18 protein-coding genes are annotated in these 19,515 nt (G+C 69.5%); 11 read left to right on the top strand and 7 right to left on the bottom strand.

Annotation, left to right across the window (positions count from 1 at the left end):
* The first annotated feature begins 91 nt into the window (after window positions 1-91).
* Both groES and groL read left to right on the top strand, forming a co-directional pair.
* Window positions 92-385: a co-chaperone GroES gene (gene groES, locus HD557_RS22610; RefSeq protein WP_008362423.1), complete on the top strand. Its 294-nt coding sequence runs from the start codon at window positions 92-94 to the stop codon at window positions 383-385.
* An 89-nt stretch (window positions 386-474) separates the two neighbouring features.
* The gene (gene groL / locus HD557_RS22605; protein WP_008362421.1) at window positions 475-2,094 is read left to right on the top strand and encodes a chaperonin GroEL; all 1,620 of its coding nucleotides are present in this window, start codon (window positions 475-477) and stop codon (window positions 2,092-2,094) included.
* Window positions 2,095-2,177: 83 nt separating this feature from the next.
* Here groL and HD557_RS22600 read toward each other — a convergent pair whose 3' ends face one another.
* The gene (locus HD557_RS22600; protein ID WP_196875545.1) at window positions 2,178-2,927 is read right to left on the bottom strand and encodes a GH25 family lysozyme; all 750 of its coding nucleotides are present in this window, start codon (window positions 2,925-2,927) and stop codon (window positions 2,178-2,180) included.
* Window positions 2,928-2,946: 19 nt separating this feature from the next.
* Window positions 2,947-3,609: a DUF305 domain-containing protein gene (locus HD557_RS22595; RefSeq protein WP_196875544.1), complete on the bottom strand. Its 663-nt coding sequence runs from the start codon at window positions 3,607-3,609 to the stop codon at window positions 2,947-2,949.
* Window positions 3,610-3,739: 130 nt separating this feature from the next.
* On the opposite strand from HD557_RS22595, the gene HD557_RS22590 reads away from it, so the two are divergent.
* From HD557_RS22590 to HD557_RS22550, 9 genes are all read left to right on the top strand, one after another.
* Complete coding sequence (locus tag HD557_RS22590; protein ID WP_008362416.1) at window positions 3,740-5,269, top strand: LVIVD repeat-containing protein; 1,530 nt, start codon at window positions 3,740-3,742, stop codon at window positions 5,267-5,269.
* Window positions 5,270-5,412: 143 nt separating this feature from the next.
* Window positions 5,413-6,168, top strand: a complete 756-nt coding sequence (locus tag HD557_RS22585) for a hypothetical protein (protein ID WP_196875543.1) — start codon at window positions 5,413-5,415, stop codon at window positions 6,166-6,168.
* A 66-nt stretch (window positions 6,169-6,234) separates the two neighbouring features.
* Window positions 6,235-7,020: a DUF1684 domain-containing protein gene (locus HD557_RS22580; RefSeq protein WP_307785689.1), complete on the top strand. Its 786-nt coding sequence runs from the start codon at window positions 6,235-6,237 to the stop codon at window positions 7,018-7,020.
* Between the two features lie 54 nt (window positions 7,021-7,074).
* Window positions 7,075-7,986 carry a GNAT family N-acetyltransferase gene (locus HD557_RS22575; protein WP_008362413.1) on the top strand — a complete coding sequence of 304 codons (912 nt, stop codon included), beginning with the start codon at window positions 7,075-7,077 and terminating at the stop codon, window positions 7,984-7,986.
* A gap of 60 nt (window positions 7,987-8,046) precedes the next feature.
* Window positions 8,047-9,546, top strand: a complete 1,500-nt coding sequence (gene guaB / locus HD557_RS22570) for an IMP dehydrogenase (protein ID WP_008362412.1) — start codon at window positions 8,047-8,049, stop codon at window positions 9,544-9,546.
* A gap of 131 nt (window positions 9,547-9,677) precedes the next feature.
* Window positions 9,678-10,646: an amino acid ABC transporter permease gene (locus HD557_RS22565; RefSeq protein WP_196875541.1), complete on the top strand. Its 969-nt coding sequence runs from the start codon at window positions 9,678-9,680 to the stop codon at window positions 10,644-10,646.
* Complete coding sequence (locus tag HD557_RS22560) at window positions 10,646-11,407, top strand: amino acid ABC transporter ATP-binding protein (RefSeq protein WP_196875540.1); 762 nt, start codon at window positions 10,646-10,648, stop codon at window positions 11,405-11,407. The genes HD557_RS22565 and HD557_RS22560 overlap by 1 nt, the downstream gene beginning before the upstream one ends.
* Window positions 11,408-11,430: 23 nt before the next feature.
* Window positions 11,431-12,384, top strand: coding sequence for a transporter substrate-binding domain-containing protein (locus HD557_RS22555; RefSeq protein WP_008362409.1), 954 nt, complete (start codon window positions 11,431-11,433; stop codon window positions 12,382-12,384).
* 17 nt (window positions 12,385-12,401) lie between these two features.
* The gene (locus HD557_RS22550) at window positions 12,402-13,196 is read left to right on the top strand and encodes a DUF1684 domain-containing protein (RefSeq protein WP_196875539.1); all 795 of its coding nucleotides are present in this window, start codon (window positions 12,402-12,404) and stop codon (window positions 13,194-13,196) included.
* Between the two features lie 58 nt (window positions 13,197-13,254).
* Here HD557_RS22550 and HD557_RS22545 read toward each other — a convergent pair whose 3' ends face one another.
* The 5 genes from HD557_RS22545 to HD557_RS22525 are packed head-to-tail and all read right to left on the bottom strand — an operon-like array spanning window position 13,255 to window position 19,484.
* The gene (locus HD557_RS22545) at window positions 13,255-14,382 is read right to left on the bottom strand and encodes an LLM class flavin-dependent oxidoreductase (protein WP_196875538.1); all 1,128 of its coding nucleotides are present in this window, start codon (window positions 14,380-14,382) and stop codon (window positions 13,255-13,257) included.
* Window positions 14,379-15,449 (bottom strand): LLM class flavin-dependent oxidoreductase, encoded by a 1,071-nt coding sequence (locus HD557_RS22540; protein WP_196875537.1) that lies wholly within the window; start codon window positions 15,447-15,449, stop codon window positions 14,379-14,381. Before HD557_RS22540 ends, HD557_RS22545 begins: the two co-directional genes overlap by 4 nt.
* Window positions 15,446-16,813 (bottom strand): NtaA/DmoA family FMN-dependent monooxygenase, encoded by a 1,368-nt coding sequence (locus HD557_RS22535; protein ID WP_196875536.1) that lies wholly within the window; start codon window positions 16,811-16,813, stop codon window positions 15,446-15,448. The genes HD557_RS22540 and HD557_RS22535 overlap by 4 nt, the downstream gene beginning before the upstream one ends.
* Complete coding sequence (locus tag HD557_RS22530; protein WP_196875535.1) at window positions 16,810-18,036, bottom strand: LLM class flavin-dependent oxidoreductase; 1,227 nt, start codon at window positions 18,034-18,036, stop codon at window positions 16,810-16,812. The genes HD557_RS22535 and HD557_RS22530 overlap by 4 nt, the downstream gene beginning before the upstream one ends.
* A 26-nt stretch (window positions 18,037-18,062) precedes the next feature.
* Complete coding sequence (locus HD557_RS22525; protein ID WP_196875534.1) at window positions 18,063-19,484, bottom strand: MFS transporter; 1,422 nt, start codon at window positions 19,482-19,484, stop codon at window positions 18,063-18,065.
* Between the last annotated feature and the right edge of the window lie 31 nt (window positions 19,485-19,515).

The following is a 19,515-nucleotide window of genomic DNA, read 5'->3' as shown; positions in this document are numbered from 1 at the left end:
CGACGGCGTACGTGGCATGTCGCAAGCACAGACGTAGCAACACCCACCCAGAATCATCTGACTCCATAGAAGAAATGGGGAGGTCGACACAGTGTCGGTCAACATCAAGCCGCTCGAGGACCGCATCGTCGTGAAGGCCGTCGAGGCCGAGCAGACCACCGCCTCGGGCCTGGTCATCCCGGACACGGCCAAGGAGAAGCCCCAGGAGGGCGAGGTCCTGGCCCTCGGTCCGGGTCGCATCGACGACAAGGGCAACCGCGTCCCGCTCGACGTCGCCGTCGGCGACAAGGTCATCTACAGCAAGTACGGCGGCACCGAGGTGAAGTACGCCGGCGAGGAGTACCTCATCCTGTCGGCCCGCGACATCCTCGCGGTCATCGCCTGACGTCATCCGTCTCGCACAGCGCGGCCGGGCCGGGCGGGGTATGTCCCGGCGGCCACGGCCGCGCGCTGCGTACTAGGGAGTAAATGCATATGCCGAAGATCCTGGAGTTCGACGAGAACGCCCGCCGCGCCCTCGAGCGCGGCGTCGACGCCCTCGCCAACGCCGTCAAGGTGACGCTGGGCCCCAAGGGCCGCTACGTCGTCCTCGACAAGAAGTGGGGCGCCCCGACCATCACCAACGACGGTGTCACCGTCGCCCGTGAGGTCGAGCTGGACGACCCGTTCGAGAACCTTGGTGCTCAGCTCACCAAGGAGGTCGCGACCAAGACCAACGACATCGCCGGCGACGGCACCACCACCGCGACCGTCCTCGCCCAGGCGATGGTCCACGAGGGTCTGCGCGCGGTTGCCGCCGGTGCCAACCCGATGAGCCTCAAGCGCGGTATGGACGCCGCTGCCGCCGCCGTCGGCGACGCGCTGCGTGCCGCCGCTCGTGAGGTCGTCGACGAGTCCGACATGGCCTCGGTCGCCACCATCTCCTCCCGCGACGCGAAGATCGGCGAGATCCTCGCCGAGGCCTTCGCCAAGGTGGGCAAGGACGGGGTCATCACCGTCGAGGAGTCCAACACCACGGGCACCGAGCTCGAGTTCACCGAGGGCATGCAGTTCGACAAGGGCTACATCTCTCAGTACTTCGTGACCGACCAGGAGCGGATGGAGGCCGTCATCGACGACCCGCTGATCCTGCTCGTCCAGGGCAAGATCAGCTCCATCCAGGAGCTCCTGCCGCTGCTGGAGAAGGTCATCGCCGCGGGCAAGCCGCTGTTCATCATCGCCGAGGACGTCGAGGGCGAAGCCCTCTCGACCCTGGTCGTGAACAAGATCAAGGGCACCTTCAACGCGACCGCCGTCAAGGCGCCCGCGTTCGGTGACCGCCGCAAGGCCATGCTGCAGGACATCGCGATCCTGACCGGCGCGCAGGTCGTCGCCGAGGAGGTCGGCCTCAAGCTCGACCAGGTCGGCCTCGAGGTGCTCGGCACCGCCCGCCGCGTGACGGTGTCCAAGGACAACACGACCATCGTCGAGGGTGGCGGCGACGCCGCTGCCGTCGAGGGCCGCGTCGCCGAGCTCAAGTCCGAGATCGAGCGCACCGACTCCGACTGGGACCGCGAGAAGCTCCAGGAGCGCCTCGCCAAGCTCGCCGGTGGCGTCTGCGTGATCAAGGTCGGCGCTCACACCGAGGTGGAGCTCAAGGAGAAGAAGCACCGCATCGAGGACGCTGTCTCCGCGACCCGCGCCGCCATCGAGGAGGGCATCGTCCCCGGCGGTGGCTCCGCGCTGATCCACGCCGTCTCCGTCCTGGAGAAGGACCTCGGCCTCGAGGGTGACGAGGCGGTCGGCGTACGCGTCGTCCGCAAGGCCGCCGACGAGCCGCTGCGCTGGATCGCCGAGAACGGTGGCGACAACGGCTACGTCATCACCACCAAGGTCCGCGACCTCGGCGTCGGCCAGGGCTACAACGCCGCCACCGGTGAGTACGGCGACCTGGTTGCCCAGGGCGTCATCGACCCGGTCAAGGTGACCCGCTCCGCGCTCATCAACGCCACCTCGATCGCGGGCATGCTGCTCACGACCGAGACCCTGGTCGTCGACAAGCCGGAAGAGGAAGAGGCGCCCGCGGCCGGCCACGGCCACGGTCACGGCCACTGAACCAAAGCCGAGTCGGCGCATCTGACCCCCTGCTTCGCGAAGCGAAGCGAGCGAAAGGGGTCCGATGCGCCGACTCGGCGATTTCAGCGAACGATCAGCGATTCGAGCGAGACGTCGTCCGAGAGCACGTTCATATCTACGTACGCCTCGTCCTCACTGCCCACACCATCGAGCCGGTCCCGGTTCGAGTACTGCCAGATGGTCCAGTCACGCCCGTCGGGGACCCGCGGCGGCCACGCGACGGAGCGGAACCAGATCGGGTTGTCGGGGTAGGCGTCGACCAGGTAGGCGCGGTAGGCCTGCGGGGTGGTGTAGATGACCGGCGCGATGCCGTAGTGATCCTCGAGCGTGGACAACAGCGGGTCGAGGATGGCGCGGACCTCGGTGGCGGGTGGCAGGTTGCCCTTGAAGGATCCGTAGGGCTCCAGGTCGACGACCGGGGCGAGCGTGCCGGCGACCCGGGGCACCGTGGCGATCATGTTGTGTGCCTGGTCGGCGCCCGGGCTCTCGAAGCTCATGAAGTGGTAGGCGCCGGTCGCGATCCCGGCGCGCTGCGCCTGGGCCCAGTTGGCGGCGAAGCGTGAGTCGACGTGGGAGGAGCCCTCGGTCGCCTTGATCCAGGCGAAGTCGATGTCCTGCTCGGCGACCCGCGGCCAGTCCACGGTGCCGTTGTGGTGGGAGACGTCGATGCCGCGTACGTCGTATTTCGCGGCGAACAGACGGGTCGGCATCACCACGCCGGTGTAGACCAGCGCGGCCATGACCAGGGCGAGACAGGCGATGACGGCGGAGCCGATCAGCACCTGTCGACGACGGGCAGGGGTGAGGGGCACCGCCGCAACGTACCGGTTCTCACAGCTCCGCGAGCAGCTTCTCCATGATCTCGATCTCCACCGACTGGGTGGCCTCGACGTCGGTGGCCATCTCGATCGCCAGCGCGTCGCTGCCCTTGGAGGCCATCGGCTCGGCCATCTCCAGGGCGCCCTGGTGGTGCTGGATCATCCCGGTCAGGAAGAGCCGGTCGAACTCCTCGCCACGGGCCTTGCCGAGCGCGGTCATCTGCTCGGGCGTGAGCATGCCGGCCATGGTGTGCGGGGGGTCCGAGGCCCGGGGAACCCTCAGTCCGCGGAGGTCGAGCCAGCCGCTCATCGCCACGATCTCGGGACCCTGGGCCGACTCGATGCGCTTCGCGAGGGAGACGACCTCGGGGTTGACACCGTGCTCCCGTGCCAGCCGGGTCATCTCCAGCGCCTGGGCGTGGTGGGGGATCATCATTGTCACGAAGTCGGCGTCGGTCTGAGTCCACTCGTCCGTGGCGGCGGCCGACGGAGAGACGGTCCGCGCCGGCTCGCCGGGCGCGCCGCCCTGCACCACCGGCGCCGACTGGGTGGCCGCCTCCGGGCTGGGCGAGTGGGAGCCGTGGGAGGCGTGCGCGTCGTGCGAGGAACCTCCGCACCCGCCGAGCGACATCGCCGCGAGAACGACCACCGAGATGACGCCGAGTCGCCTGGGCATGTGTCTCCTTCCGAGATGCCGTGGGGATGAACAATTTATTCACATTCCATGCCGGCCATGTACGAGTTTTACTAAAGTTGAGTGGTCATGCCCTGCCACCCCACGGCGGCCGACTCGGAAGGCTTGCACCATGAGGCTTAGACGACCTACCCATTACCTGGCCCCCATCGCGGCGGTCCTGGTTGTCGCAGGAGGGCTGGCCGTCGCCGCCCCGTCCTCCGCAGACGAGTCCCACACCCACGGCACCGAGAGCGAGTCGAGTCAGACGACTCGGGCTCCCGAGGCCCAGACGAGCTGCACGGCCGAAGAGAAGCAGGCGATCACCAAGCTCGGTGACAACTTCGCCTCCGCCTGCGTCGCCGGCAACGACCTCGCCCAGCTGGGCGCCAACAACCCGGTCGTGCCCGCCGGCGAGTCCGACGGCACACCCAACATGCACCTGATCGCCAACATCCCCAAGTCAGGTGCCTTCACGCCCACCAACGCCCTCAACAGCGACCTCGCCTTCCAGGGCCACTACGCCTTCGCCGGCAACTACAACGGGTTCAACGTCATCGACATCAGGAACCCGGCCAGCCCGCGACTCGTGAAGCAGTACGTCTGCCCCGGCTCCCAGAACGACATCTCCGTCTACGGCGACCTGCTCGTCCTCTCCGTCGACTCCAGCCGCAGCAACAACACCTGCGACAACGTGGCGCAGTCGGCCGAGATCAAGGAGTCGTGGGAGGGCCTCCGCGTCTTCGACATCAGCAACCCGCGAGACCCGGAGTACGTCGCCGCGGTCGAGACCAAGTGCGGCTCCCACACCCACTCGCTGGCGCCGAGCAAGGACGGCCGGTCCGTCTATGCGTACGTCTCCTCCTACGGGCCCCGGGCGACCTACCCCGACTGCCAGCCGCCGCACGACAAGATCAGCATCGTGAAGATCCCCAAGCGGGCGCCGGAGCGGGCCGCGGTGGTCGCTGAGCCGGTGCTGTTCCCCGACGGTGGCTACACCAACACCGCCGGCTGCCACGACATCACCACCTACCCGTCCAAGGACATCGCGGCCGGCGCCTGCATGGGCGACGGCATCCTGATGGACATCTCCGACCGCGAGCACCCGGTCGTGACCGAGCAGGTCACCGACACCGAGAACTTCGCGTTCTGGCACTCGGCCACCTTCAACAACACCGGCACCAAGGTCGTCTTCACCGACGAGCTCGGTGGCGGCGGTGCGCCGACCTGCAACCCGGAGACCGGGATGGAGAAGGGCGCCAACGGCATCTACGACATCGAGGACGGCCAGCTCGTCTTCAAGTCCTACTACAAGATGCCGCGCACCCAGTCCAACACCGAGAACTGCGTCGCCCACAACGGCTCGCTGATCCCGGTCAAGGGCAAGGACATCATGGTCCAGGCCTGGTACCAGGGCGGTGTGTCGGTCTACGACTTCACCGACTCGGCCAACCCGAAGGAGATCGCGTGGTTCGACCGCGGTCCGTTCGAGGACACCTCGACGATCGCCGGCCCTTGGTCGACCTACTACTACAACGGCTACATCTACTCCAACGAGATCCAGCGCGGCTTCGACGTCTTCGACCTGCGTGACCCGCGCGTCGCCTCGGCGAAGAGGGTCAGGTTCGACGAGCTGAACGTCCAGGCCCAGCCCTCCTACTGAGCAGAGCCCAGTCGGCGCATCTGACCCCGTGTCTCGCGCAGCGAAGCGAGCGAGAGGGGTCGGATGCGCCGACTCGGCGATTTCAAGGAAAGACCAGCTGATAGCAACCTCCTGGTCATCAGGAGACGCCATGGTTCACGGCGATGACCGAGACCGTTGCTGCTGACAGGACCGGCCGGGCATACCTGGCCGGTCTGAACCGTCGCGGCCGGCTCGAATGGGCGGTGGCAGCCCTCCTCACCCTCCTTCTCCTCCGGCTCCTGTGGAGCCTGGTGCGGAACGAGAACCTCCTTCTCGGCGAGGTCGTCGGCCATCTGCTCCACCCGGACGTGCTCGCCGGGGTCTGGCTCACGGTCCGGCTGACCGCGCTGGTCTTCGCGATGGCCGCGGCGATCGGGCTCGTCGTGATCAGGATGGAGAGGTCCGGCAACCCGCTGCTGGGCGGGCTCGCGGCTGCGTACGTCTGGGTCTTCGGCAGCATCCCGGTGCTCGTCCAGCTCCTGCTGTGGAGCAACATCGCCCTGGTCTTCCCCGACATCACCTTCGCGATCCCCGGGGTGCACCTCGATGCGATGCGGCTGGTCACACCCGTCTACGCGGCGATCGCGGGGCTGGCGCTGGCGATGGGAGCGTACGCAGCCAGGGCTCTTCCGGACGACGACCGGCTCACCGCGTCCGGTGACATCCTGGTGACCACGCTGCAGGCGACCAGCCTGGTCTCGGTGCTCTCGATCACCGACCTGCTCGGGGTCGTCCAGGCGCTCGAGGAGCGCAACCACCTGATCATCCCGCTGCTCGCGGTGGCCGCGATCTGGTACCTCGTCCTGGTCACCGCGGCGCGCGGCGCGATCCACCTGGCCCGGCTCGCACGCGTGAGGGGGCAGGCACACAGTCGGTGAAGCCGAGGGTAAAAGTCGGCAACCATTGCAAGACCTGGCAACGCAAGTCTTTGTAGAGTGCGGCGCGTGACTTTCGAGCAGGCCTGGCAGCGATGGCGCGAGCAGCGGGAGGCCGAGCTGAGAAGTCCCGAAGGTTTCCTGGCGATCACGGGCCTGCACTGGCTGGGGCCGAGGCCGCAGCGTTTCCCCGGGATCCCGGGCGTCTGGTCCAACGGTCCCGAGGGTGCCGTCGTCGAGCTCGGCGAGGGCGAGTGGCTCGAGCTCGGCGGTGCCACGCTCGCCGGCCGTCACGTCTTCGGCCACGTCGACCCGATCGGCGTGATCGCGACCTTCGACGCAGGCACGGTCGAGGTCGCGGACCGTTTCGGCACCCCGGTGCTCCGTCCGCGACAGCCCGACGGTCCGTTCCTGCGCGACTACACGGGCACCCCGACGTACGATCCGGACCCGTCATGGCAGGTCAAAGCCGTCTTCACCGCCTATGAGACGAGTCGCCCGATCTCGGTCGGCTCCGTGGTCGAGGGGCGTTCGAGCATCATCGACGCGGTGGGGGAGGTCGCGTTCGAGGTGAACGGGCGCCCGCAGCGGCTGATCGCCTTCGACGGCGGCGACGACGAGCTGTGGCTGCTGTTCACCGACGAGACCAGCGGGGTCACCACCTACGCCGCCTGCCGCCAGCTCGCCGTCGAGCAGCCGGTCGACGGCAAGGCCGTCCTCGACTTCAACCGGGCCGCCAACATGCCCTGCGCCTACACGATCCACGCCACCTGCCCGCTCCCGCCGGCGAGCAACCACATCGACGTGCTCGTCGAAGCGGGCGAGCAGACCCCGCCGCGACCGCCCGCCGACTGAAGGTTTAACCGTGGGAAACGGATCAGAAACAGCAGAACAGGCAGACTAGGGCCCATGGCGGGGACGATGTTGTGGAGAGTGCGTACGACGCTGCCGGACCGACCGGGCACGCTGGCGGCGCTGGCGCAGCGCTGCGGTGAGGCCGGGGTCAACATCCTGGGGATGCAGATCTTCCCCGGGCTGGAGGAGGTGACCGACGAGTTCGTGCTGCGTACGCCACCGGGCTGGAACGACCTGCGGGTCGCTGAGCTGCTCGCCTCCGCAGGCGGGTGCGACATGGTGATCCAGCCCGCCAACGAGGCTGCCCTCGCCGACCAGCCGACGCGCTACGTCCAGGCCGCACGACATGTCCTGGAGCGGCCGATGTCGTTCCCCGAGGTCGTCGCCCAGCTCTTCGACGCCGAGGCCGAGGCGCCGCCCGGGGTCGTCCACGACACCATGGAGCTGCGGGTCGCCGACGTCGACGTCCAACTCCACCGCACCGCACCCTTCACCGCGACCGAGCACGCCCGCGGCTCCGCGATGGCCGACCTGGTCAACGACGTCCTCGACCGCAGCCGCGAGTCGGCGGCGATCGGCACCACCCCGCCCGTACGCCGCCTGGGCACCGGGAGCACCCCCGACCTCGTCGTCACCGGTGAGACCGTCACCGCGCTGATCGACGGCGTCGCCGTCGGCATCGGCGAGGTCCTGGGCCCGGCGGACGACGACGAGAACGTACGCATCGTCAACCTGCGCGTCGACCCGGCCTGGCAGCGCCGCGGCATCGGCACCCGGCTGCTGGTCGACACCGCCAGGCTCGCGCACATGCTCGGCGCCGACGAGATCCTGCTCACCACCCAGTCCGACAACCAGGCCGTGCTGCCCATGGTCCTCGCCGCCGGGATGCGCGGCCGGATCCGGATGGCGGGCGACCTGCTGACCGTCAAGGTGCCGGTGCGGGACCTCAAGCCGTTGGACCGGTAGCTCGGGATGAGAAGTCTCGCCGTTTCGGCGATCCCCGGGGCTCGGCCGTAACATTTCTCTATGGAGATCCCGGAGAAGTTCGCGACGCTCGGCCTCACCTACGACGACGTACTCCTGATGCCTGGATACTCGGATCTGGCGCCGTCTGACATCGATACGACCTCCCGGCTGACCCGTGAGATCAACCTCCGCGTGCCGCTGATCTCCGCGGCGATGGACACCGTTACCGAGTCGCGGATGGCGATCGCGATGGCCCGCCAGGGCGGCATCGGCGTGCTCCACCGCAACCTGAGCATCGAGGATCAGGCCTACCAGGTCGACCTGGTCAAGCGCACCCAGACCGGGATCATCTCCAACCCGGTCACCATCGGCCCCGACGCGACGCTGGAGCAGCTCGACAAGCTCGCCGGTGAATACCGGATCTCCGGGTTCCCCGTGGTCGACGTCGACCAGAAGCTGATCGGCATCATCACCAACCGCGACCTCCGGTTCACCCCCGTCGCCGAGTGGGCGACCACGAAGGTCAACGAGGTGATGACCTCCAAGGACCTGATCACCGGCCCCGCCGAGATCTCCCGCGAGGAGGCCACCAAGCTGCTGCGCCAGCACAAGCTGGAGCGCCTCCCGCTGGTCGACACGGACGGTCGCATCACCGGCCTGATCACCGTCAAGGACTTCGTGAAGTCCGAGCAGTTCCCCGACGCCTCCAAGGACGCCCAGGGCCGCCTGCTCGTCGGCGCCGCGATCGGCTACTTCGGCGACGCCTGGGAGCGGGCCACCACGCTGATCGAGGCCGGTGTCGACGTGCTCGTCGCGGACACGGCCCACGGCAACGTACGCATGCTGATCGACATGGTCCGCCGTCTCAAGACCGACCCGGCCACCAAGCACGTCCAGGTCATCGGCGGCAACGTCGCGACCAAGGAGGGTGCGCAGAGCTTCGTCGACGCGGGCGCCGACGCGGTCAAGGTCGGTGTCGGCCCGGGCTCGATCTGCACCACCCGCGTCGTCACCGGTGTCGGCGTGCCGCAGATCTCCGCCGTCTACGAGGCGAGCCTGGCCTGCAAGCCGGCGGGCGTCCCCGTGATCGCCGACGGCGGCCTGCGCTACTCCGGTGAGATCGGCAAGGCCCTCGTCGCCGGCGCTGACACCGTGATGCTCGGCTCGATGCTCGCCGGCACCGAGGAGACCCCCGGTGACACGGTCCTGATCAACGGCAAGCAGTTCAAGGCCTACCGCGGCATGGGCTCGATGGGCGCCATGTCGAGCCGCGGCAAGAAGTCCTTCTCCAAGGACCGCTACTTCCAGGCCGAGGTCACCGACGACGACATGATCGTCCCCGAGGGCGTCGAGGGCCAGGTCGCCTACAAGGGCGCGCTGGCCACCGTCGCCCACCAGCTCACCGGCGGCCTGCACCAGACCATGTTCTACGTCGGCGCGCGCACCATCCCCGAGCTGCAGGAGAAGGGTCGCTTCATGCGGATCACCTCCGCCTCGCTCAAGGAGTCGCACCCCCACGACGTCCAGGTCACCGCCGAGGCGCCGAACTACCACGTTTAAGCCTCGAGCCCGTCGAGCCCCGAACCCCGTTGGGTTCGGGGCTCGTCCCATTTCCCGGATGCCTCACCCGGGAACATCCACCACGGATACAATGTTGAGCAAGTTACTCGACAAATAGGTGGTGGTCGCGCGTGAGCGTTGAAGAGGCCGTACGTCGCCACACCCTGCTCGCCCGCGACGGCGACGAGCAGCTCCTCGGTGCCCGGCTCCTGGGGCGCCGCAAGCCGGGGCAGTGGATCTCGGCGGTGCTCGTGCTGCTGGTCGTCGCCGGGATCGTGAAGAGCCTGGTCACGAACCCGCGCTACCACTGGGACGTCGTCGGCGCCTTCTTCCTGCGTCCCTCGATCCTCGACGGCCTGGTGCTGACCCTGTGGCTGACCGCGGCGGTGCTGGTCAGCTCCTACCTGCTCGGCATCGTGCTCGCGGTCATGCGACTCTCCACGAACCCGGTGCTGAGCTCGGTGAGCGCGGTCTACATCTGGTTCTTCCGGAGCGTGCCGCCGCTGCTGCAGCTCCTCTTCTGGTTCCAGATGGCCTCGCTGTATCCGCAGATCAGCCTGGGCATCCCGTTCCTGAAGCCGTTCGTCACCATCGAGACGGCCCATCTGTTCAGCGGCCTGCTCGCGGCCTTCGTCGGGCTCACCTTCGACATCGCCGCGTTCGCCGCCGAGATCATCCGCGGCGGCCTGGTCTCGGTCGAGGCCGGACAGACCGAGGCGGCCAAGGCGCTCGGCCTGTCCAAGGCCCGGATCTTCTGGCGGATCGTGCTCCCGCAGGCGATGCCGGCGATCATCCCGGCCTCCGGCAACCTGCTGATCGGGCTGCTCAAGGGCACCTCGATCGTCTCGGTGATCGCGGTGCAGGACCTGCTCTACTCGGTGCAGCTGATCTACGCGCAGAACTACCTGGTCATCCCGCTGCTGCTGGTCGCCACCATCTGGTACCTGATCCTGGTCACCGTCCTGTCGACGATCCAGTTCTTCGTGGAGCGCTACTACGCCCGCGGCAAGGGTGCGCGCACCGGCTTCTGGCGGCTGTGGCGCGGGCAGCTCCCGCTCGTCCCGCGGTCGCGCCCCCGTCGAGACGTGGAGGTCATCTGATGAGCGAGCCCCTCGTGCGGATCCGCGGCCTGAGCAAGCAGTTCGGCGCCAACACCGTCCTCGACGCCATCGACCTCGACGTCGCCCGGGGGTCGGTGGCGGTCGTCCTGGGGCCGTCGGGCTCGGGCAAGTCGACGTTGCTGCGTACGGTCAACCACCTGGAGAAGCCCGACGCCGGCTTCGTCGAGGTGGACGGCGAGATCATCGGCTACCGCCGCGAGGGAGCCCACCTGCGGGAGCTCTCCGACCGGGCCATCACCCGCCAGCGCAGCCGGATCGGGATGGTGTTCCAGCAGTTCAACCTGTTCCCGCACAAGACCGCGCTGGAGAACGTCGTGGAGGGCCAGCTGGCCGCAGGCGTACGCCGCCGGGCGGCCGAGACGCGCGGACGCGAGCTGCTCGACCGGGTCGGCCTGGCCGACCGGGAGCGCTCCTACCCACGACAGATGTCGGGCGGTCAGCAGCAGCGGGTGGCGATCGCCCGCGCGCTCGCGGTCGAACCCGACCTGATGCTCTTCGACGAGCCGACCTCCGCGCTCGACCCCGAGATGGTCGGCGAGGTGCTCGGCGTGATGAAGGACCTCGCCCGGACGGGGATGACGATGATCGTGGTCACCCACGAGATCGGCTTCGCGCGCGAGGTCGCCGACCAGGTCGTCTTCCTCGACGAGGGCCGGCTCATCGAGGCCGGGGCGCCCGGCGACGTACTCGTCTCTCCCACCCATGAGCGCGCTCGGGCGTTCCTCTCCGCTGTGTTGTGACCCCCTCGAAAGGACCCCACTCCGTGAAGCTCAAGCTCGCCCTGGTCGCCGTCGCGGCCCTCGTCCTCGCCGGCTGCGGCAACGCCTCCGACACGCTCAGCGACGCCGAACGTGGCATCGGGTCGGACGGGTCGGCCTCCGCCGAACCGGCCGCGATCCCGACCCAGGACGTCGTCTCGGACGTGCAGGCGGACCCGGCGCTGACCGAGCGGCTGCCGGCCGACGTACAGAAGTCCAAGACTCTGATCCTCGGCACCACCGAGGCGACCGGCGAGCAGGGGCTGCCGCACGGTGGCTCGGACCAGTCCGGGGAGCAGATCGGTCTCGACATCGACCTGCGCAACGCGCTCGCGGCCAAGCTCGGGGTGACCTGGAAGACGGAGTTCGGCAGCTTCGAGACGATCGTCCCGGGCACGCAGAGCGGGAAGTACGACGTCGGCCAGGCCAACTTCGCGGTCACCTCCGAGCGGCTCGAGGTCGTCGACTACGCCACCTACCTGCTCGACGGGCAGTCGTTCGTCTCCCGCGAGGACGGCGACCTCGACCAGGTGAAGACGCTGACCGACATCTGCGGCCACACGGTGGCGACCTCGCCGGGCTCCAGCTTCCAGCAGATCCTCGAGGACGGCGCCGCCGAGTGCGAGAAGGCCGGCAAGAAGGCCTACGAGGTCGACTACTTCAAGGACAACGCCGCGATCCTGCTCGGCCTTCAGAACGGCAAGACCGACCTCTACTTCGGGCCGACGCTGTCGCTGAAGTACCTGGTCTCCCACCAGCCCGGCCTGAAGTACCTCGGCGAGCTCAGCCTCACCGACGTCGGCTTCGTCGTGGCCAAGAAGTCGCCGCTGGCGCCGGTGCTCGTCGATGCCATCAACGCGCTCATCGCCGACGGGACTTACAACAAGATCTTTACGAAGTGGGACGTTTCGGACATAAAGCTCGACAAGTCGGAGTTCAATCCGAAGCCGGCATTCTGAACCTTCCGGGAGGACACATGACCGTCATCGACACCGACACCTTCGCCCAGGACTGGATCACCTGGCACGAGGAGCACGAGCGGCGCCGCGCCGACAAGCACGGCTTCCTCGCGATCACCTCGATCCGCTGGCTCACCGAGGAGCCGGAGACGTACGACGACGTGCCGGGCGCCTGGTCGACCGGGCCCGAGGGCATCGTGGTCTCGCTGGCCCCGGGTGAGTCGCTGGTCGTCGACGGCGTCGAGGTCACCGGCCGGCACTCGTTCGGCATCATCGACGAGCGCGGTGGGGTCACTGCCGCGTTCGGCGACGCCGTCGTCGAGATCGCCAAGCGCGGCGGCAACGACATCATCCGTCCGCGCCACCCCGACAACCCGGTCCTGGTCGGCTATCGCGGCACCGAGGCCTATCCGCCCGACCCGAAGTGGGCCGTGCCGGGGCGCTTCGTGGCCTACGAGACGCCCGTCCCGACCACCGTCGGCTCGGTCGTCGACGGCCTCGAGCACGTCTACGAGGCCGTGGGCGAGATCGAGTTCGAGGTCGGCGGTGCCGTGCACAGCCTCATCGCGTTCCCCGGCTTCGCGCCCGACTCCCTGCACGTGCTGTTCGTCGACCAGACCTCTGGGAGGACGACGTACGCCGCCAACCGGTCGCTCTCCGTCGGCGCACCCGACGCGCAGGGCAACGTGGTGATCGACTTCAACCGCGCCACCAACCTGCCGTGCGCCTACACCGACCACGCCACCTGCCCGCTCCCGCCGGCCGGCAACCGGCTGCCGGTCGCGGTCGAGGCGGGGGAGAAGAAGCCGTAGAAGGTTCGGGCGCAGCGGGGGTGACACGGCGGACGCCGTGTCACCCCCGCACCCGACCTCAGTGACCGCGGCGGGCCCACTCCTCGGCGATCAGCTGGTAGGAGCGGACACGATCGGCGTGATCGTGGGTGATGGTCGTGATGACCAGCTCATCGGCGTCGACGGCACGCTGGAGGATCTCCAGCTGATCGGCGACCTGCGCCGCGGTGCCGACGAACTGGGTGTCGAGCCGGTCCTGCACGAGCGCTCGGTCCTCCTCGGTCCACTCCCACGCGCGCGCCTCGTCGGGGGTGGGGAACGGGATCGCGCCCTCGGCGGTGCGGATGGAGCGAACCCAGAGGCCGTAGCCGGTGGCGAGCTCGCGTGCCTCCTCCTCGGTCTCGGCGACCACGACATCGGCGGAGACGGCGACATGAGGTGCGGCGAGGGTGTCGGAAGGCGCGAAGGCGGTGCGGTAGGAGTACGCCGCCTCGAGGACGCCGGAGGGGTTGACGTGGTAGTTCGTCGCGAACCGGAGCCCCCGCTTGCCGGCCACCTCGGCGCTCTCGCCGCCGCTGCTGCCCAGCACCCACAGCTCGAGCTCCGCGCCCTCGCCGGGGACGGCCTGCGCCGGGGTTCCGGCGGCATCGCGGTAGGTGCCGTCGATGAAGGCCAGGATCGTGTCCACCTGCTCGCCGTAGTCGGCGGAGGTCGCCCCGGGCAGCTGGAGGAGCTCCTTCTGCAGCCGGAACCGCGGTGACCCGAGCAGCCCGCTGGGATCGAACTTCGGCGGGACGAGAAGGCCTTCCGGAGTGCGTCCGTCGACCAGGTTCACCCCGATGTCCACCGGGCCCGAGGACCCGGGACGGCCGCCGGAGCGGCCCAGGCCGAGGTCGATCCGGCCGGGGAAGGCGGCGTCGAGCAGCCCGAACTCCTCGATCGTCGACAGCGCCGTCCGGTGTCCCATCAGCACCGCTCCGGACCCGATCCGGATCGTCGAGGTGGCGCTGCCCAGCAGCGCCAGGACGACCGCCGGCGAGGTGCCGGCGACACCGGGGTTGAGGTGGTGCTCGGCGACCCAGTAGCGGTGGTAGCCGAACGACTCGGTCGCCTGGGCGAGCGCGACGGCGTTGCGTAGCGCATCGGCACCGGAGGCGCCGGACGACACGGGCACGAGATCGAGGACGGACAGGGGTGTGTGGCTCATGGAGTCGCTCCGTTCGTGGGGGAGCCCCAGCCCCAGGGCGGGTCGGGGAGGGCGGTACGCAGCGGGGCAGCCACCTCGGAGGCGAAGAGCTCCAGGCTGTCGCGATGCTGCTGCTCGGACAGGCCGCTCGCATCGGCATGGACGTGGACGACCTGGTGGCCGAACCGCTCGTGGTAGCGGTGGATCTTCTCGATGACCTGCTGCGGCGACCCGACCAGCGCCGAGGAACGCTCGACGAAGTCCTCCAGCGTCGGGAAGACCGGCTCGAGCCCGACGCTCGCCTGGAAGGCGAGCTGGCCCTCGAAGACCGGGCGGTAGGCGGCGTACGCCTCCTGGCTGGTCGGTGCCACGTAGAGGCCCGCCGTCCCGGCGCCGATCGCGATGGCGGCGGGGTCGTGGCCGTAGGCCGCCCAGCGCTCGCGGTAGTGGTCCACGAGCTCGCCGTAGGGCTCGATCGGGTTGGTGACGTTGGCCGAGAACAGTGGGTCGCCGTAGCGGGCGGCGAGGTCGACGGACTCCTTCGAGGTGGCGCTCCCGTGCCAGACCCGCACCGGCTGCTGCAGCGGCCGCGGCCAGACCTCCGCCTCGACCAGCTCGGGCCGGAACCGCGGCGAGGCGGTCACCCGGTCCTCGCGCCACAGCTTCCGGAAGATCTCGTAGGACTCGGCGTTCCGGTCCCACTGGTCCTCCGGCGTCACCTGGAACAGGTCGCGCTGCGCGGAGCCGTTGCCCTTGCCGATGATCAGCTCGAGCCGGCCGTCGGAGAGGTGGTCGAGGGTGGCGTAGTCCTCATAGGCCCGCACCGGGTCGAGCAGCGCCAGCGTCGTCACCGCGGTGAAGAGCCGGATCCGCTCGGTGCGTGCCGCGAGGTGGGAGAGCACCACCGTCGGGGAGGAGGAGATGAACGGCCGCTCGTGCCGCTCGCCGACCCCGAACCCGTCGAACCCCAGCTCCTCGGCGAGGACGGCGTTGGCGACGACCTCCCGGAACCTCTCGTACGTCGACTTCTGCTGCCCCGTCACCGGATCGGGCCGGTGGACGATGAGCGTGATGGCCAGGAACCTCATCTGGTCGGCTCCCGCAGCCCGAGGTTCTCCCGGAGCGTGGTCCCCTCGTAGGCGGTGCGGAAGACGCCGCGCTCCTGGAGCAGCGGCACCACGTGGTCGACGAAGGGCGCCAGGCCGCCGGGGGTGATGTGGGGGACCAGGATGTAGCCGTCGGCCGCGTCGGCCTGGACGAAGTCGTCGATGGTGGACGCGATCGTCTCGGCCGAGCCGATGAAGCTCTGCCGGCCGGTGACCTCGACGATGGTCTCGCGGGTGCTCAGCCCCTTCGCCTGCGAGATCGCCCGCCAGCGCTCGGCCTGCTCGAGCCGGTCCCCGTGCGAACGCGCGCTGGCACGACCCTTGGCGATCAGGTCGTCGTTCTCGGACGGGTCGACGGTGGGCAGCGGGCCGTCGGGGTCGTGGTCGGAGAGGTCGCGGTTCCACAGCTGCTCGAGCAGCTTGATCGCGGTCGCGGGCGAGACCTGCTGCAGGCGGATCTCCCGGGCCAGCTCCACGGCCTCGGCGTCGGTGTCGGCGAGCACGAACGTGGCCGCGGGCAGGATCAGCAGGTCCTCGTGGCGACGCCCGAACCTCTCCAGGCGACCCTTCACGTCGACGTAGAAGCGTTGCCCGTCATCGAGGTGGCTGTGCCGGGAGAAGATCGCGTCGGCCTTGGCCGCGGCGAAGTCACGACCCTCCTCGGAGTCGCCGGCTTGGAAGATCACCGGGCGGCCCTGCGGGCTGCGCGGGACGTTGAACCGGCCGCTGATGTCGAACTGCGAGTCGTGGTGCTCGAACGCGCCGGGCGCCGGTGTCGACAGGAACTCTCCGGAGGCCTTGTCGGCGAGGATCTCGTCGCCCTTCCAGGTGTCCCACAGCCGGGTCGCGGCGTCGAGGAACGTCCTGGCCCGCTCGTAGCGCTCGCCCTGCGGCAGGTAGCCGCCGCGCCGGAAGTTCTCCCCGGTGAACGCGTCCCAGGAGGTCACCACGTTCCACGCGGCGCGGCCGTCGGAGAGGTGGTCGAGGCTGGCGAACTGGCGGGCCACCTCGTAGGGCTCGTTGAAGGTCGAGTTGATCGTGCCGGTCAGCCCGAGGTGCTCGGTGACCGCCGCGAGCGCGGCCAGGATCGTGAACGTGTCCGGCCGGCCGACCACGTCGAGGTCGTAGATCTCCCCGGCCTGCTCCCGCAGCCGCAGCCCCTCGGCGAGGAACATGAAGTCGAACAGCCCGCGCTCGGCGATCTGCGCGAACTCGACGAACGAGTCGAACTCGATGTGGCTGCCCGAGGCCGGGTCGCTCCACACGGTCGTGTTGTTGACGCCGGGGAAATGGGCGGCGAGATGGATCTGCTTCTTCGGCCTGTCGGTGCGGTGCGGCGTGCTCATGCGGGCGTCCCCTCGGTGGTGGCGTAGCGGCTGGTGGGACGCGGCAGACCGAGCGCGCCCCGGAGGGTCGCGGCGTCGTACGCATCGTGGAAGAGCCCGCGCCGCTGCAGCTCGGGCACGAGCCTCTGGGTGATCTGACGCAGGTCGTCGGGGAGCACCGCCGGCCGCAGCCGGAACCCGCTCAGCCCGGCGGCGTGCCAGGTCGCGAGCAGGTCGGCCAGGCCTTCCGGGGTGCCGGCGAAGACCAGCGCGTCCGACTCGTACGCAGCCCCGGCCGCCTCGTTCAGCCGGGCCAGCCGGTCCTGGGCGCCCTGCTCGGTCTCGTCGAGGAGGACGACGACGTCGCCGAAGACATGGACGGTCTCGTCGTCGCGCCCGGCGGCCGACTGAGCGGCCCGGATCTCGGCGGTGATCGAGGCGATGTCGGCCGCCGTCCGGGGCGTCACGAACCCGACGTCGGCCGAGGTGCCGACCAGCTCGAAGGGCCGGTCGCGGTGGGCGAGGGCGGCCACGACCGGCTGGCCCTGCGGCGGCCGCGGGGTGATCGAGGGACCCTTCACGTCGAAGTGCAGTCCCTCGAAGTCGATGTAGTGGATCTTGTCGCGGTCGATGAACCGGCCGGTCGCGACGTCGCGGATCTCGGCGTCGTCCTCCCAGGAGTCCCACAGCCGCCGCAGCACCTCGACGTAGTCCGCGGCCTCGGCGAACGTCTCCCGGAGCAGCCCCTCGCCCGCGGGCGAGCGCAGGTCCGCGTACGAGAGGTCGGGGAACTCGCGCCGCCCGAACAGCGCCGCGTCGCGCGGCCGCGGCGCCACCTGCACCCGTACGCCGGCCCGGCCCCGGCTCACGTAGTCCAGCGTCGCGATCGCCTTGCTGAGGTGGAACGGCTCGGTGTGGGTGACGACCACGGTCGGCACGATGCCGATGTGCCGGGTCAGCGGCGCGATCCGGGAGGCGACCAGCACCGCGTCGAGCCGCCCGCGCACCCGATCGGTGCGATCGTCGTCCTCGGTGGCGAAGGGCGCGTCGGTCTGGATCGAGAGCGAGTCCTCGATCGTGACGAAGTCCAGCAGGCCGGACTCGGCCTCCCGGACGAGATCAGCCCAGTAGCCGGGTTTCAGGAGATCCCCGGGCCGAGCGTTCGGCTCTCGCCAGGCGGCCGGATGCCACCCGGCGCCGTCGAGAGCCACGGCGAGTCGAAGACGAGGTGTGGGAGCGCTCATGAGTAAAGTCTACTGACTTCATAAACTTAGTGTGGTGAGTTTCGGAGGGTGGACCGACGGACGGGCAGACCGACGGCCACCAGCACCGCGGCGAGGAGGACCAGGACGGCGTTGACCGCGATCGCCAGGTGCAGAGCCCCGAGCGAGGCGACGCCGCCGGCGGCGGTGGCGACGGTGGACATGATCGGGATGCCGAGCGCGATCGCGACCTGCTGGGTCATCATCGCCAGCCCGGTGGCCAGCCCCTGCTCGTGGTCGGGCAGCCCGGAGGTCGCCGCGACCATGAAGCCGACGATCGCGGCGACGTGCCCGATCGCGCCGACGAAGTTCATCAGCCCGACGAACCACAGCCAGCCGACCGAGGGCCCGACCAGGACGAGCACGCCGGTGGTGACCGCCTGGAGGGCCAGACCGCCCGCGACGGCGGTGCGTACCCCGAAGGTCTCGATGAACCGAGGAGCGAGGGAGCCGCCGATGATCGCCCCCAGGCCCATCGCGACGAGCATCAGACCGGTCTGCAGCGCGTCGAGGCCGAGGACGTGCTGGAGGTACATCGTCAGCACGAAGACCAGCGACGACTCGAAGGCGAAGGTGGCGAAGCCGGCGATGTTGCCGAAGCCGATCGTGCGCCGGGTGAGGATGTGCAACGGCACCAGCGGGTGCGGATGGGTGGACTCGGCGCGCCAGAAGGCGACCAGCAGGACCACCGCGACACCGATGGCGGCCAGCCCGATGACGTCGCCGATGCCGGCCTCGCCCAGCCGCGTCGCGCCGTAGACGAGCGCCAGCAGACCGCTGGTCACCAGCACCGCACCCGGGAGGTCGAGCCGCGACCGCTCCCGGTCGGCGGAGTCGCGCAGCACGAACGGCGCCACGGCGACCACCAGCAGCGCGATCGGTACGTTGACCAGGAACGCCCAGCGCCAGGAGAGCAGATCGGTGAGCACGCCACCGAGCACCGCCCCGGCGGTGAAGCCGGTCGACATCACGACGCTGTTCAGGCCCAGGGCACGCTGCCGCAGCGGCCCCTCGGGGAAGGAGACGGTGAGCAGCGAGAGCGCCGCCGGGGTGACCGCGGCAGTGGCCAGGCCCTGGGCGACCCGAGCGGTGAGCAGCACCTCGGGCGAGGTGGCGACGCCGCCGAGCAGCGAGGCGGCGCCCAGCGCGACCATGCCGATCAGGAAGACCCGACGGCGGCCGACGTAGTCGCCGATCCGGCCGAAGAGCAGCGTGAACCCGGCCGCGCACAGGGCGAACGCGGTCGCGATCCACTGCACGTGGGCCTCGGCGAACCCGAGGCTGTCGCCGACGGTCGGCAGCGCCACGTTGAGGATCGAGAAGTCGACGGTGAGGGTGAACTGGGAGGCGAGCAGCAGCAGGAGCACCAGCAGCTGTCCGCGGGTCATGGCGGCCGCGCGTACGGGCTCGGCCTGGGTAGTCGTGGTCATGGCCCCAACGCTGCGCCGGACGGCGTACGCC

Origin of the sequence: Nocardioides luteus (assembly GCF_015752315.1) — a bacterium.
Lineage (GTDB): Bacteria > Actinomycetota > Actinomycetes > Propionibacteriales > Nocardioidaceae > Nocardioides.
Note: the sequence above shows the minus strand (reverse complement) of the source record. Positions and strands in the feature narration are given on the sequence as shown.

What these genes read in the sequence shown, in the direction of transcription:
- groL (WP_008362421.1), top strand. Translation starts at nt 475, where the DNA reads ATGCCGAAGATCCTGGAGTTCGACGAGAACGCCCGCCGCGCCCTCGAG.
- HD557_RS22595 (WP_196875544.1), bottom strand. Translation starts at nt 3,609, where the DNA reads ATGCCCAGGCGACTCGGCGTCATCTCGGTGGTCGTTCTCGCGGCGATG.
- HD557_RS22590 (WP_008362416.1), top strand. Translation starts at nt 3,740, where the DNA reads ATGAGGCTTAGACGACCTACCCATTACCTGGCCCCCATCGCGGCGGTC.
- HD557_RS22585 (WP_196875543.1), top strand. Translation starts at nt 5,413, where the DNA reads ATGACCGAGACCGTTGCTGCTGACAGGACCGGCCGGGCATACCTGGCC.
- HD557_RS22575 (WP_008362413.1), top strand. Translation starts at nt 7,075, where the DNA reads ATGGCGGGGACGATGTTGTGGAGAGTGCGTACGACGCTGCCGGACCGA.
- guaB (WP_008362412.1), top strand. Translation starts at nt 8,047, where the DNA reads ATGGAGATCCCGGAGAAGTTCGCGACGCTCGGCCTCACCTACGACGAC.
- HD557_RS22560 (WP_196875540.1), top strand. Translation starts at nt 10,646, where the DNA reads ATGAGCGAGCCCCTCGTGCGGATCCGCGGCCTGAGCAAGCAGTTCGGC.
- HD557_RS22550 (WP_196875539.1), top strand. Translation starts at nt 12,402, where the DNA reads ATGACCGTCATCGACACCGACACCTTCGCCCAGGACTGGATCACCTGG.
- HD557_RS22545 (WP_196875538.1), bottom strand. Translation starts at nt 14,382, where the DNA reads ATGAGCCACACACCCCTGTCCGTCCTCGATCTCGTGCCCGTGTCGTCC.
- HD557_RS22540 (WP_196875537.1), bottom strand. Translation starts at nt 15,449, where the DNA reads ATGAGGTTCCTGGCCATCACGCTCATCGTCCACCGGCCCGATCCGGTG.
- HD557_RS22535 (WP_196875536.1), bottom strand. Translation starts at nt 16,813, where the DNA reads ATGAGCACGCCGCACCGCACCGACAGGCCGAAGAAGCAGATCCATCTC.
- HD557_RS22530 (WP_196875535.1), bottom strand. Translation starts at nt 18,036, where the DNA reads ATGAGCGCTCCCACACCTCGTCTTCGACTCGCCGTGGCTCTCGACGGC.
- HD557_RS22525 (WP_196875534.1), bottom strand. Translation starts at nt 19,484, where the DNA reads ATGACCACGACTACCCAGGCCGAGCCCGTACGCGCGGCCGCCATGACC.